The organism is Streptococcus sp. GP0011 (genome assembly GCF_030546305.1).
In the GTDB taxonomy this organism is placed as follows: domain Bacteria; phylum Bacillota; class Bacilli; order Lactobacillales; family Streptococcaceae; genus Streptococcus.
The window spans coordinates 82,765-96,368 of the sequence record NZ_JAUONR010000001.1; the positions used below are offsets into that span (position 1 = coordinate 82,765).

The 13,604-nt window shown below is 37.7% G+C and carries 16 protein-coding genes, 1 pseudogene and 1 other annotated feature; all 17 genes and pseudogenes read left to right on the plus strand.

The features are described from left to right. The first annotated feature begins 85 nt into the window (after positions 1 to 85). The 17 genes and pseudogenes from Q4443_RS00400 (at position 86) to Q4443_RS00480 (ending at position 13,596) form a co-directional block, all read left to right on the plus strand. Entirely contained in the window at positions 86 to 1,345 is a 1,260-nt protein-coding gene (locus Q4443_RS00400) for a TRZ/ATZ family protein (RefSeq protein WP_049519552.1), read from the plus strand. A gap of 61 nt (positions 1,346 to 1,406) precedes the next feature. Further along, positions 1,407 to 1,542 (plus strand) — a sequence feature (ribosomal protein L10 leader region). A gap of 38 nt (positions 1,543 to 1,580) precedes the next feature. Beyond that, positions 1,581 to 2,081 carry a 50S ribosomal protein L10 gene (gene rplJ, locus Q4443_RS00405; protein ID WP_001287274.1) on the plus strand — a complete coding sequence of 167 codons (501 nt, stop codon included), beginning with the start codon at positions 1,581 to 1,583 and terminating at the stop codon, positions 2,079 to 2,081. A gap of 74 nt (positions 2,082 to 2,155) precedes the next feature. Continuing rightward, the gene (gene rplL, locus Q4443_RS00410; RefSeq protein WP_001196964.1) at positions 2,156 to 2,524 is read left to right on the plus strand and encodes a 50S ribosomal protein L7/L12; all 369 of its coding nucleotides are present in this window, start codon (positions 2,156 to 2,158) and stop codon (positions 2,522 to 2,524) included. A 200-nt stretch (positions 2,525 to 2,724) separates the two neighbouring features. Further along, positions 2,725 to 2,898 (plus strand): hypothetical protein, encoded by a 174-nt coding sequence (locus Q4443_RS00415; RefSeq protein ID WP_000159607.1) that lies wholly within the window; start codon positions 2,725 to 2,727, stop codon positions 2,896 to 2,898. Next, positions 2,895 to 3,674 (plus strand): replication initiator protein A, encoded by a 780-nt coding sequence (locus tag Q4443_RS00420; protein WP_049519553.1) that lies wholly within the window; start codon positions 2,895 to 2,897, stop codon positions 3,672 to 3,674. Before Q4443_RS00415 ends, Q4443_RS00420 begins: the two co-directional genes overlap by 4 nt. Before the next feature lie 98 nt (positions 3,675 to 3,772). Continuing rightward, positions 3,773 to 5,131 carry a DNA (cytosine-5-)-methyltransferase gene (gene dcm, locus Q4443_RS00425; RefSeq protein WP_049519554.1) on the plus strand — a complete coding sequence of 453 codons (1,359 nt, stop codon included), beginning with the start codon at positions 3,773 to 3,775 and terminating at the stop codon, positions 5,129 to 5,131. Then, positions 5,115 to 5,564 carry a hypothetical protein gene (locus Q4443_RS00430; protein WP_049519556.1) on the plus strand — a complete coding sequence of 150 codons (450 nt, stop codon included), beginning with the start codon at positions 5,115 to 5,117 and terminating at the stop codon, positions 5,562 to 5,564. Before dcm ends, Q4443_RS00430 begins: the two co-directional genes overlap by 17 nt. Beyond that, on the plus strand, positions 5,557 to 5,937 hold the full coding sequence (locus Q4443_RS00435; RefSeq protein WP_049519558.1) for an arsenate reductase: 381 nt from the start codon (positions 5,557 to 5,559) through the stop codon (positions 5,935 to 5,937). The genes Q4443_RS00430 and Q4443_RS00435 overlap by 8 nt, the downstream gene beginning before the upstream one ends. Positions 5,938 to 5,949: 12 nt before the next feature. Further along, on the plus strand, positions 5,950 to 6,183 hold the full coding sequence (locus Q4443_RS00440; RefSeq protein ID WP_000840778.1) for a hypothetical protein: 234 nt from the start codon (positions 5,950 to 5,952) through the stop codon (positions 6,181 to 6,183). A gap of 2 nt (positions 6,184 to 6,185) precedes the next feature. After that, on the plus strand, positions 6,186 to 6,773 hold the full coding sequence (locus Q4443_RS00445) for a CPBP family intramembrane glutamic endopeptidase (protein WP_049519559.1): 588 nt from the start codon (positions 6,186 to 6,188) through the stop codon (positions 6,771 to 6,773). A 313-nt stretch (positions 6,774 to 7,086) separates the two neighbouring features. Then, on the plus strand, positions 7,087 to 7,386 hold the full coding sequence (locus tag Q4443_RS00450; protein ID WP_000869753.1) for a hypothetical protein: 300 nt from the start codon (positions 7,087 to 7,089) through the stop codon (positions 7,384 to 7,386). Continuing rightward, entirely contained in the window at positions 7,376 to 7,864 is a 489-nt protein-coding gene (locus tag Q4443_RS00455) for a hypothetical protein (protein WP_000093687.1), read from the plus strand. The genes Q4443_RS00450 and Q4443_RS00455 overlap by 11 nt, the downstream gene beginning before the upstream one ends. Next, positions 7,864 to 9,741: pseudogene (locus Q4443_RS00460) on the plus strand (VirD4-like conjugal transfer protein, CD1115 family). The gene Q4443_RS00455 and the pseudogene Q4443_RS00460 overlap by 1 nt, the downstream one beginning before the upstream one ends. Positions 9,742 to 9,761: 20 nt before the next feature. Next, positions 9,762 to 10,004: a hypothetical protein gene (locus Q4443_RS00465; protein ID WP_000627865.1), complete on the plus strand. Its 243-nt coding sequence runs from the start codon at positions 9,762 to 9,764 to the stop codon at positions 10,002 to 10,004. Between the two features lie 16 nt (positions 10,005 to 10,020). After that, positions 10,021 to 10,875, plus strand: coding sequence for a conjugal transfer protein TrbL (locus tag Q4443_RS00470; protein ID WP_033585696.1), 855 nt, complete (start codon positions 10,021 to 10,023; stop codon positions 10,873 to 10,875). A 53-nt stretch (positions 10,876 to 10,928) separates the two neighbouring features. Further along, on the plus strand, positions 10,929 to 11,288 hold the full coding sequence (locus tag Q4443_RS00475; RefSeq protein ID WP_001097584.1) for a PrgI family protein: 360 nt from the start codon (positions 10,929 to 10,931) through the stop codon (positions 11,286 to 11,288). After that, complete coding sequence (locus Q4443_RS00480; protein WP_303407823.1) at positions 11,239 to 13,596, plus strand: VirB4-like conjugal transfer ATPase, CD1110 family; 2,358 nt, start codon at positions 11,239 to 11,241, stop codon at positions 13,594 to 13,596. The genes Q4443_RS00475 and Q4443_RS00480 overlap by 50 nt, the downstream gene beginning before the upstream one ends. Positions 13,597 to 13,604 lie beyond the last annotated feature (8 nt).

Sequence of the window (13,604 nt, forward strand, 5' to 3'; positions counted from 1 at the left end):
AATCTTATGAACGAAAAAAGTTGCCTTCGGGTGACTTTTTTGTTACAATAGCTAGAAAAAATCAAGGCCTTGGAAGGAGAAAACAATGAAAGTCTATCAGCATGTAAATATCGTGACTTGTGACCAAGATTTCCATGTTTATTTGGATGGTATCTTAGCCGTTAAGGACTCTCAAATCATTTATGTCGGCCAAGAGGAGCCAGAGATTTTAGAGCAAGCTGAGCAGATTATAGACTATCAGGGAGCCTGGATCATGCCTGGTTTGGTCAATTGCCATACCCATTCAGCTATGACAGGATTGAGAGGGATCCAAGATGATAGCAATCTCCATGAATGGCTCAATGACTATATCTGGCCTGCAGAAGCAGGATTTACGCCTGATATGACTACCAAGGCGGTCAAAGAAGCTCTGACAGAGATGCTCCAGTCAGGGACAACAACCTTCAACGATATGTATAATCCCAATGGTGTGGATATCCAGCAAATTTATCAGGCAGTTAAGGCTTCCAAGATGAGTTGTTATTTCTCACCGACCCTCTTTTCTTCAGAGGCAGAAACAACTGCTGAGACCATAAGCAGAACCCGAGCCATCATAGAGGAAATCTTAGGATATGAAAACCCAAATTTCAAGGTTATGGTAGCTCCACATTCTCCCTACAGCTGTAGTAGAGACTTGCTGGAAGCGAGCTTAGATATGGCAAAAGAGCTAAATATCCCTCTCCATATCCATGTGGCAGAGACCAAGGAAGAGTCAGGAATTATCCTCAAACGCTATGGCAAACGTCCCCTCGCCTTTCTAGAAGAACTGGGTTATTTAGATCATCCGTCTGTCTTTGCTCATGGGGTCGAGCTAAACGAGCGAGAAATTGAACGCTTGGCAACTTCTCATGTGGCAATCGCCCATAATCCTATCAGTAACCTCAAACTGGCCTCAGGGATCGCTCCAATCATCCAACTGCAAAAAGCAGGAGTAGCAGTCGGAATTGCGACTGACTCAGTTGCTTCCAATAATAATCTAGATATGTTTGAGGAAGGACGGACCGCAGCCCTTCTTCAGAAAATGAAGAGTGGAGATGCCAGCCAATTCCCTATCGAGACAGCCCTTAAGGCACTGACGATCGAAGGAGCTAAGGTTCTAGGAATGGAAAAGCAGATAGGAAGCCTAGAAGTTGGCAAGCAAGCGGATTTTCTGGTCATTCAACCACAAGGAAAAATCCATCTTCAACCTCAGAAAAATATGCTCTCTCATCTGGTTTATGCTGTCAAATCCAGTGATGTTGATGATGTTTATATCGCTGGAGAACAGGTGGTTAAGCAAGGCAAAGTTTTGACAGTAGAGATTTAAAAAAATTTAAAAAAAGTTTGCAAAAATCTTGCATTCTTTTTTTGTCTATGCTATACTTATATACGGTTTGAAAAAACTGCCTAAGACAGTAGGGGAGCTCGACTCATAAAGATCCTACCGAGGACAAAACGTATCATGTAAAAAGAAGCGTATTGTACTTTCGTGTCTAGGTTTGGGCGCGTTTTTCTTTTGGAAAAATTCCCCAAGCAAAATAATTACGGAGGTGAACACACTAATGAGTGAAGCAATTATTGCTAAAAAAGCGGAACTAGTTGACGTAGTGGCTGAAAAAATGAAAGCTGCTGCATCTATCGTCGTTGTAGACGCTCGTGGTTTGACAGTTGAGCAAGATACAGTTCTTCGTCGTGAGCTTCGTGGAAGCGAAGTTGAGTATAAAGTCATTAAAAACTCAATCTTGCGTCGTGCAGCTGAAAAAGCTGGTCTTGAAGATCTTGCATCAGTATTTGTTGGACCATCTGCAGTAGCATTTTCTAACGAAGATGTTATCGCACCAGCGAAAATCTTGAATGATTTTGCTAAAAACGCTGAAGCACTTGAAATCAAAGGTGGTGCAATCGAAGGCGCTGTCGCATCTAAAGAAGAAATCGTTGCTCTTGCAACTCTTCCAAACCGCGAAGGACTTCTTTCTATGCTCCTTTCTGTACTTCAAGCGCCAGTGCGCAACGTTGCTCTTGCAGTCAAAGCGGTTGCAGACAACAAAGAAGACGCAGCTTAATCTTAAGCTACGCAGCGTAGCCTAGCTACGGAAAAACGATTATAAAATTAAAAACTTATTTGGAGGAAATAACAATGGCATTGAACATTGAAAACATTATTGCTGAAATTAAAGAAGCTTCAATCCTTGAATTGAACGACCTTGTAAAAGCTATCGAAGAAGAATTTGGTGTAACTGCAGCTGCTCCTGTAGCTGTTGCTGCAGCTGGTGCTGCTGACGCTGGTGCTGCTAAAGACTCATTTGACGTTGAGTTGACAGCTGCTGGTGACAAAAAAGTTGGCGTTATCAAAGTTGTACGTGAAATCACTGGTCTTGGACTTAAAGAAGCTAAAGAACTTGTTGATGGTGCACCAGGTGTCATCAAAGAAGGCGTTCCAACTGCAGAAGCTGAAGAAATCAAAGCTAAATTGGAAGAAGCTGGAGCTTCAGTTACTCTTAAATAAGAGGCATATACCAATTAGAATTCGGAATAATATAGTATCAGCCTTTTAGAATCGTGAACACATTTTAGAAACTGATAAATTAATTTAGTTTCCTACCAAAAACCCTACCAAAAATTAATTTGGCAGGGTTTTTCTTTTTAATAAAATTATTTTGGAGAACAGTTGAATATTGTTCTCCTTTTTTATTTTCAGGAGGGAAAATGACAAAAGAATTACAATCATCACGCTATATTGTCATTTCATTTTTAGTACGTGAAATGGGAATTGACATTGTTGAAGCCATCTCTCTTATGGCTGAATTAGAAAAAAGTGGCTTGGTTCGCTTGGAATCAAGTGGAGATTTAATACTCAAAGAACTTGGAGGAGCGCTATGAAACGAATTACCGCAAATCAATACCAAACTTCAGAACGGTATTATAAATTACCTAAAATTCTTTTTGAGGATGAGAAATATATGGATATGAAACTAGAAGTAAAGGTAGCTTATTCTATTTTAAAAGATCGTTTAGAATTATCTCTCAGTCGTGGTTGGATAGACGAAGAAGGAGCGGTCTATTTAGTATTTTCTAATTCTAAACTGATGAGGCTGTTAGGTTGTTCGAAGTCAAAACTACTATCAATCAAAAAAGTTCTTAAAGAATATGACTTAATTGATGAAGTTCAACAGTCTTCAAGTGAGAAAGGGAGACTAGCTAATAAGATTTATTTAGGGGAGTTGTCTTCTACCCCAGTAGCTAGTTCGAACAGGCCTAGTGTTAAAAAAAGACTAGGGCAGGATGAAAATGAAACGGCCCCCGTCTCTTATTCGGCCCCTAGTGAGACTGAAGTTAGTGAGACTAAATATAGTGAGAATGAATCTTTATTTATTGAGGATGAGGAAGAAAGGAATTCTCAACCTATTTTGAGAAGAAAAGTAGAAAAGGTTACAAAATATGATCGAGATTATATTTGGGGATTGGTACAGGATCAATTTAGACGAGAGGGGTTTTCTGAAACAGCCAGTGAAATTGCTATGACTGATTTTGAGAGAATCTATCAGTATGCTCTTGACAATGTTCACTTTGTTAGACGTGCGGAAGTGCTTGCTGAATTTGTGTTTAATGGCTTGTATTCCGTTTGGAATAACCGTGTTAGAAAAGGAGGTGGTTAAATGTCGCCAATCGAGTGGATATTAGTTATGCTCATTGTCATTTCAAGTGGAGTGACTCTTTGGACATTGATAGTCGATCAGAAAGGGGTGATAAAGAAATGAGATTTATTGATTTATTTTCAGGTATCGGTGGCTTTAGACTTGGAATGGAAAGTGTCGGACACGAGTGTATTGGATTTTGTGAGATTGATAAATTTGCTAGAGAATCTTATAAGTCCATTTTTCAAACGGAAGGAGAAATAGAATTTCATGACATACGAGATGTTTCAGATGACGAATTTAAAAAACTTAGAGGGAAAGTCGATGTCATCTGTGGGGGATTCCCTTGTCAAGCATTTTCAATCGCAGGAAGACGATTGGGATTTGAAGATACTAGAGGAACTTTGTTCTTTGAAATTGCTCGGGCGACCAAACAAATCCAACCACGTTTTCTTTTTCTTGAAAATGTTAAAGGCCTACTCAATCACGATAAGGGACGGACGTTCACCACAATTCTTACCACACTTGATGAGTTGGGGTTTGATGTTGAGTGGCAGGTGCTTAACAGTAAGGATTTTGGCGTTCCCCAAAACAGAGAGAGGGTGTTTATTATCGGACATTCTAGAAAGAAAGGTACCAGACTCCTATTTCCTTTCAGACGAGAAGGTCAAGCAACTAACTCTGAGACTTTAAAAGCACTAGGAAATTTGAATCCATCAAAAAGTGGAATGAGTGGTAAAGTCTATTATTCAGAAGGTCTAGCGCCAACTTTAGTTCGTGGAAAAGGAGAAGGATTTAAGGTTGCGATTCCTTGTATGACACCAGACAGATTAGAAAAAAGACAAAATGGTAGACGTTTTAAGGATAATCAAGAGCCAATGTTTACTTTAAATACTCAAGATCGGCATGGTATTGTCGTTGTTGGAGATTTACCAACTAGCTTTAAGGAAACTGGTCGTGTCTATGGAAGTGAGGGTTTATCTCCAACATTGACTACAATGCAAGGTGGAGATAAAATCCCTAAAATACTGATTCCAGAACCAATCCAATTTCTAAAAGTACGGGAAGCAACGAAAAAAGGATATGCTCAAGCAGAAGTAGGAGATTCCATCAATTTGGAAAAACCAAATTCTCAGTATCGTCGTGGTAGAGTTGGCAAAGGTATAGCGAATACGTTAACAACTAGTGGACAAATGGGAGTAGTAGTTGCTAGCTATGAAGGAGAAGATAAACAAGTTTATCATGTAGCCGGTGTATTAATAGATGGACAATTTTACCGTCTGAGAATTCGACGAATCACTCCTAAAGAGTGTTTTCGCTTGCAGGGGTTTCCTGATTGGGCTTTTGAAGCTGCTAGAAAAGTCTCTAGTAATAGTCAGCTCTATAAACAAGCTGGTAATAGTGTAACCGTTCCTGTGATTGCCGCAATCGCAAAGAAATTAAAAGAAATAGAGGAAAAAGATGAAAGCATTAAATAAAGAATCAATACTAGATTGTGATGAATTAGAAACAGAATTACATGATGCAGAAATCAAACAGCTGGATGAACAATTATTTTTGATGCCCAATTATCCATGTGAGTTCGAAGTGACATTTTTAGATGATTACCATAAAAAACACAACTACCCACTATTTTACGAATCCTATCTTCAAAACGTTATGGAATTCCTTGAAAGTCAAGACATAAAGAATGGAGTTGATGCCTTTGTAGATGATCATCAAAATCTCGTTTTTATTTTGTATGGACAAGGTTATCGAGCAGAGGGAAAAGAGGGAATACTTACAACCCAAGTAACTGTAAAAGCTTATGATGAAGACAAGAAATCAATTAACTTCTCACATTCATTAGATTCCTTAATCGTCTCAGAATATCAAATGGAAGCGAATCAGTGGGAGGTCTCCCATGATTGATCTCTATCTAAGTAAAAATAGCCATAGAAATCAACTTCTTTTAGAATTCTTCCAAAACTATGGTATCGAAGTATCTTGTCATTCGGTTTCTGAAATGACAAAGGACAAATTAATTGAGATGATGAGTTATTCTTCAGATTGTTTCGAGTTTTTATCTCCCAATTTATTACGATTTAAGAATCGAGACAACCTAAGATTAACAGATTTCATCGAAATGATATTAAAAGATCCTGAACTAACCCTCAGACTTCCTCTTGCGGTTTCAAATAAGCGAGTTTATCCAAATCTGAATCTGGAGGAGGCTAGAGCTTTATTGCCAAGAGATACGAAACAATTGATTTACATGGCACAAACACATTATTTATCTAGCTAAAGGAGAATCAATATGGCTGAACGATTTTGGGAGAACTTGTCCATTATTTTGGCTGAAAGAAATATCAGCTGGATTGAGTTAACCAGAAAAATGTTTGCGGGAGAGTTTCACTATCCAAGTGAATTGAATCGTTTGTATCAAAAGATTCGGCACTACAAGGTGGAACAACGAATGCCTCAAAGTCCATGGGTAGAAAGGATTGTGCAGGTATTAGATTTAGATTATGAAGATTTATTTCGGAGGTAACTATGAAAAGAATAATTCCAGTTTACATATTCCAACAAGGAAATGTCCTATTGGTATCTCTATACTTACTGAAATTTCTTTGTATCGGTGAGTTAACTATACTACAGATTCTCTATGGTGCGTCACTCATTTCTTTTTTATGGATGTATGGCCAACGTAAACAAGCGCACAAGATTGATATGAAATCTAGGATGAAATGGCTTGGTATTGGATTATCTAGCCTACTGATTATAAGTCTATGTTTTAGTCTAATCCATGCTCAAGGCACCACGAATCAAGCAAACTTAATTAGCCTTCAACATCAAGTTCCTTGGTTTTCATTTTTATTGTTTTTAATCAATGCGAGTATGGTTGAAGAATTTCTGTATCGAGAAATCTTATGGAAGTTGGTCAGAAAATTAGACATCAGAATTGCGTTGACAAGTGTTTTGTTCGCCTTAGCTCATCATCCAGGAACCATTCTAGCTTGGTGTTTATATGTTTCACTTGGGATCTTTTTAGGGATGGTACGCTATAAATCGGACTTATGGGGTAGTATGGGGCTACATTTGGTTTGGAACCTACTAGTGTATAGTTTGCTGCTTGTTTAGGGAAATGAAATGCTAACGTTATGTAACAATGTTAGTCTTTTATTTCAAAATCTTTGTTTAGTATGAATTTAGCTCTACAGGAAAATAAAAAATGTGATAAAAATTTCAACTACTCTTATCTATAATAAAGCTACCTGTTCTTTGAAAATTGAATTCACTCCGTCTTGATTAGCGTGCCTGTGTAAGTAGGGACTGAGAGTATTTCCCTGTGAAGGGCAACTGGCACAAGACGTGTGTGAGAATTTTCTAACAGACACGGAGTTTATCGTTACCAGACTTAAACGATGCGACAAACTAGATAAAGGAGTTAATCATGAAGGTAGTAAACTTGTATGATTTGAAACAAATGGGAAATAAAGGTGGTTGTACCATCCAATTGATTCATCACTTTCCTTTTGGTATGGGCTTAGGACATCTCAAAAAAGACTACATTGAATTTAAACGTGTTGGTATCTTTGATGGAAAAGCAGTAGAAGTTACTCTTCGAGAACCTTATTCGAGAGATCTACTGCAGGTTGTCAAGTCGATTAAGCAACGTCAGAAATTGATAGCTTATCGTTATAAAGAAGGAAAGCTGCTATTTGTGAAGAAGGAGGCCTCAGATGTCCTCTGAACAACAGGAACGAATGGCAGTTCAATATGCAGAGCGTAGTCTTTTATTTACTGTAAGAAGTCTCTTAAAGATTCTAGAATGGTCTAGACGTCAGGCTTTAGCACAGGATTCCGCCTATAAGATAGGGGTGCAGAAATTAGAAGAATTGCTACAATCTCCTTATTCGATTGACACGATTAATCTGAAAAAAGATTTTTTAGACAAACCAATTGATATAGAGAAATTTAAAGCTTTTTTAGAAAAAGAAGAGATTCCTTTAGCCATCGCTTGGCAAGGGGATTCTCTACATTTCTATACGAAAGACCGTTCGATTCTAGACAATCATTTAGACCATCTGCTAGAAAAAATGGTTAATGATCCGGAGAAATTAGCTGATTTTACTATGGATAAGTCATTAGACGATGCAATTGATGAGGCGAAATCCCAAATTACCTTTAGACAAGAAGGGGCCGTCAAACAGAAAGAGATGGTGAGATGATGTACAGTGGAAAGAAATTCCTACTATTCTCACTGTTAGGCATCTTACTAGGCTATCTTTTTCATCGTTTGACGCTTTTGTATGATTCCTATACTGGAAATAGCTTAGATTAATGGACTCATCTTCTGATGGAAGGTCAAGATGAAGTCCTTCAGTCGCCATGGAATGTTTCCTTTACTGGAAAATCAAGTGCTTTTTTTCTACTAGGCTTTGTGATGATGTTGCTGGTTTATCTCTATCTAGAGACTGGTAAAAAACAATACCGAGAAGGGGTAGAATACGGGAGCGCCCGTTTTGGAACTCTAAAAGAAAAGAAGTTTTTTTACGGTAAGGAATTTTCTCATGATACGATCTTAGCACAAGATGTTCGTTTGACATTATTAGATAAAAAACCACCTCAATATGATAGAAATAAGAATATTACGGTGATTGGAGGGTCAGGAAGTGGGAAGACATTTCGCTTTGTGAAACCCAATCTTATTCAGATGAATAGTTCTAATATTGTAGTTGATCCAAAAGATCACTTGGCCGAAAAAACAGGCAAACTCTTTTTAGAACATGGCTACCAAGTAAAGGTGTTAGATTTAGTCAATATGAAGAACTCAGATGGCTTCAATCCTTTTCGCTATATAGAGACAGAAAATGATTTGAATCGCATGCTGACGGTTTATTTCAATAACACCAAAGGCTCTGGCTCCCGTAGTGATCCATTTTGGGATGAAGCTTCTATGACTTTGGTACGAGCTTTAGCCTCTTACTTGGTCGATTTCTATAACCCACCTAAAACAAGAGAACAGCTCATAGAAGAAAGTCGTTTAAGTCAAAAGGAATACCAAAACTTGTTGAAACGTCAAAAAAAAGAAGTGGAAGAGCGAAAAAAACGAGGGCGTTATCCAAGTTTTGCTGAAATCTCAAAACTCATTAAACACTTATCCAAGGGTGAAAACCAAGAAAAAAGTGTCTTAGAAATTCTATTTGAAAATTATGCTAAAAAGTATGGAACTGAAAATTTTACCATGCGAAATTGGGCAGATTTTCAAAATTATAAGGATAAGACTCTGGATTCTGTTATAGCTGTAACCACTGCTAAATTTGCCCTCTTCAATATTCAAAGTGTCATGGATTTGACCAAAAGAGATACCCTTGATATGAAGACATGGGGCCAGGAAAAATCAATGGTTTACTTAGTTATCCCAGATAACGATAGTACCTTTCGCTTTCTTTCAGCCCTCTTTTTTTCAACAGTATTTCAAACTCTAACAAGACAAGCAGATATTGATTTTAAGGGGCAATTACCTCTTCATGTGAGAGTCTACTTAGATGAATTCGCAAATATCGGAGAAATCCCAGATTTTGCTGAACAAACCTCAACAGTCCGTTCTCGGAATATGAGTCTCGTTCCTATTCTGCAAAATATTGCTCAACTTCAAGGACTCTATAAAGAAAAAGAAGCTTGGAAAACTATTCTTGGGAACTGTGATAGCTTAGTCTACTTAGGTGGTAATGATGAAGATACTTTTAAATTTATGAGTGGCTTACTCGGTAAACAAACCATTGATGTTCGAAATACTAGTCGTTCCTTTGGCCAAACAGGTTCAGGATCCCTTTCTCATCAAAAGATTGCTCGTGATTTAATGACACCTGATGAAGTCGGAAATATGAAACGGCATGAATGCTTAGTTCGAATTGCCAATATGCCTGTCTTTAAAAGCAAAAAGTACAATTCAACTAAGCATCCAAACTGGAAGTACCTTGCCAATCAAGAAAACGATGAACGGTGGTGGAACTATCAGATCAATCCTTTGAATCAAAGTCAGGAAAATCATCTTGAAGGCCTTAGAATTCGTGATTTAACTTTTGAATCTAGTTTAAAATAAAAATAGAAAAGAGGAAATAGATGATTACGCATTTTAAAGGTTTTGTTTATGGAGTAGACGCAAGTGCTATGTTTGCACAAGCTATGTCTTTGTTACAGAAGGGATTGATTGCGGTTGGTGCCTTTCTCGTTGTTGTTGGGATTGTCAATCTTGCAACCAACATTAAAGACGGTGGACCAGGTGTTCGGAATGCCATTCTTGAAATTGTCGGTGGTGTTATGGTCGGGGCTGCTGGAGCCTTTGTAACCCAGATTTCAATTTAGGAGGATAAACAATGACATGAATCTTAGTTTAGTCTCACCCTTTGTTTACCTTGCATCTGAAAAAATATCAGCTGAAAATTTATTTGAAGGATTTAATGTGGATTTACAATCTACGGTAGATCTGATTAAATCACTATCTAGCTACAATCCAACAGTTTGGACTTATATGTCTAGTATTACTAAAAGTGTCATGCAGCCCCTTGGAGTTGCGATTTTATCAGTTGTTCTCATCTTAGAATTTTCGAAGATGGCAAAGAAAATTGCTAACTCAGGAGGAGCGATGACCTTTGAAGCATTAGCACCGATGTTGATTAGTTATATTATGGTCGCAGTTGTAATTACCAACACTACCGTTATTGTAGAAGCTATCATCGGGATTGCGAGTCACGCCATTGAACAAGTGGCTTCCATTGTGGCTCACGGTGGGTCAAAGTATGATACCATCTCTGGATTAAAAGGGTCAGGATTTATTGGCCGGATGATTGTGGGCTTTTTCGCCCTCCTCATTTGGCTTGTTCGGATAGTAAGTGCAGCCATGGTTAATCTTTTGGTATCTATTCGATTTATTCAACTCTACCTTATGATCCCATTTGCCCCTCTTACGATTCCAACATTTTTAAGTGATGAATGGAAGTCTATTGGTATAGGCTATTTAAAAAATATTATGGTCTATGCGGTACAAGGGGTTCTTATTTTTCTGATTGTTTCTCTTGTTCCTTTGTTTGAATCTGCTGGTAAAATAGCTGTTTCAAATGGTGCAGGAGTCCTGCAATCACTTGCGATTATGTTTGGTAGTTTGGTACAAGCTATCTTACTGATTATTGCCCTCGTTGGTTCTCAACGTACGGCTCGCTCAATCTTAGGTATGTAATTAGATAAAGGCTAGGAAGTGGTTGCTTCTTAGCCTTTTTAGAAAGGAAAGTCATGAATACACGTGTCTTTAAAGACATCTCAAAATACCAACACAGGGCTTGGTTAGGTTTCACCACAAGACAAATCATCTTTGTTATACCAGCCTTTATTGTCACAATTATTGTTTTGGGCTTGAATCTCTTTTTCTGGCAATTTGGAGATTGGTTTGTTTACGGTTTTGTGTTTGCTTTTACCATCCCCCTCTTGCTTTTTGGAGTCTATAAACCCAATGATTTATATTTTGAACATTATTTGAAATACCGTCTTCATTTTGAACTAACGGTTCCCCTACGCACAATTACAGGAAAGAAAGGACTTGAACATGAAAAGAAAATTAAATACATTAAAGAAACAAAAAACTTCAACGACTAATAAAAAGGAAGAAGTTAAAGATAAAAAAGAGGAAGTGTTACCATCAACGGCTAATACTCTTTCCTATCAAGCCTTGTATCAAAATGGTCTGATGCAGGTAAAAGAAGAATATTTTTCACAAAGCTATTTACTTGGTGATGTCAATTACCAAACTGTTGGTTTAGAAGATAAGGGCGCAATCATTGAGAAGTATTCTGATTTGATTAACTCTTTAGATGATCAAACCAACTTCCAATTGACTATCTTTAATAAAAGATTGAATTTAGAAAAGTTTAGACAAAGTGTTCTATATGAGGAAAAAGAAGATGGGTATGATACTTATCGTAAAGAACTGAATCGGATGATGAATCAGAATTTAGACAGTGGTGAAAATAACTTTTCAGCTGTGAAACTGATTAGCTTTGGTAGAAAGGATTCTAATCCTAAACAAGCCTATCGTTCCCTGTCCCAAATAGGAGAATATTTCAAGAGTGGTTTTTCAGAAATTGATGCACGTTTTGAATCCTTGGCTGGAGAAAACCGTGTGAACTTGTTGGCAGATATGCTTAGAGGAGAACACCATCTTCCTTTTTCTTATCGTGATTTAACGAGATCAGGTCAGACGACTCGCCACTTTATAGCCCCTAACCTTTTGGATTTTAAAAACAAGAATTACCTACAAATCAATGACCGCTTATTGCAGATTGTCTATGTCAGAGACTACGGTATGGAATTAGGAGATCAGTTTATCAGAGACCTCATGCAAGGAGATTTGGAATTGATTGTGAGCCTCCATGCTCAAAGTTCGACCAAGGCTGATGCCATGAAGAAACTACGAACGAAGAAAACCTTGATGGAATCCCAAAAGATTGGGGAACAACAAAAACTTGCTCGTACAGGTATCTATTTGGAAAAAGTAGGTCATGTATTAGAAAGCAATATCGATGAAGCTGAAGAACTCTTAAAAACCATGACAGAGACAGGAGATAAACTGTTTCAAACAGTCTTCTTGATTGGTGTCTTTGGTCAAGATGAAGAGGAACTCAAACAAGCACTAGACACGATCCAACAAGTGGCCGGGTCAAATGACCTAATGATTGATAAACTTCCATATATGCAAGAAGCAGCCTTTAATAGTTTGCTACCATTTGGTTGTGATTTTTTAGAGGGAGTATCACGGAGTTTATTAACGTCCAATATAGCAGTGAACTCTCCATGGACTTCAGTAGATTTACAAGACCGTAGTGGGAAATATTATGGTATCAATCAAATCTCAAGCAATATTATTACTATTGATCGTAGCCTATTAAATACACCGTCTGGTTTGATTTTAGGGACATCTGGAGCTGGGAAAGGGATGGCAACAAAGCATGAAATTATCACGACCAAAATCAAGGAATCTGGTGAAAATACTGAAATTATCATCGTGGATCCAGAAGCAGAGTACAGTGTCATTGGACGGGCTTTTGGTGGAGAAATGATTGATATTGCGCCCGATTCCCAAACTTATCTCAATGTCCTTGACTTGTCTGAGGAAAATATGGATGAAGATCCTGTAAAGGTAAAATCAGAATTTCTTTTATCCTTTATCGACAAGTTATTGGATAGGAAAATGGATGGAAGAGAAAAATCGATTATCGACCGAGTTACCAGACTCACCTATCAGTCATTTAAAGAGCCTTCTTTGGAAGAATGGGTCTTTGTCTTGAGCCAACAACCAGAAGAAGAAGCGCAGAACTTGGCACTTGATATGGAACTGTATGTCGAAGGTTCTCTTGATATTTTTTCACATAAGACCAATATTCAGACAGGATCTAATTTCTTAATCTATAATGTTAAAAAGTTAGGAGATGAGCTGAAACAAATCGCCCTTATGGTGGTTTTTGATCAGATATGGAATCGTGTTGTTCGAAACCAAAAATTAGGGAAGAAGACCTGGATTTATTTTGATGAAATGCAGCTTCTCTTATTAGATAAATATGCCAGTGATTTCTTCTTTAAATTGTGGAGTCGTGTCAGAAAATATGGAGCCAGTCCGACTGGAATAACTCAAAACGTAGAAACCTTATTGTTAGATCCAAATGGTAGACGGATTATTGCAAATAGTGAATTTATGATTCTCCTCAAGCAAGCAAAAAATGACCGAGAAGAACTAGTTCAACTATTAGGCTTGTCAAAAGAACTTGAAAAATACCTAGTCAATCCAGAAAAAGGGGCAGGACTAATAAAAGCAGGTTCAGTTGTCGTTCCCTTTAAAAATAAGATTCCTCAAGGTACTCAATTGTTTGATATTATGAGTACGGATCCTGATAAAATGGCTTCTAACTAAGGGGAAGG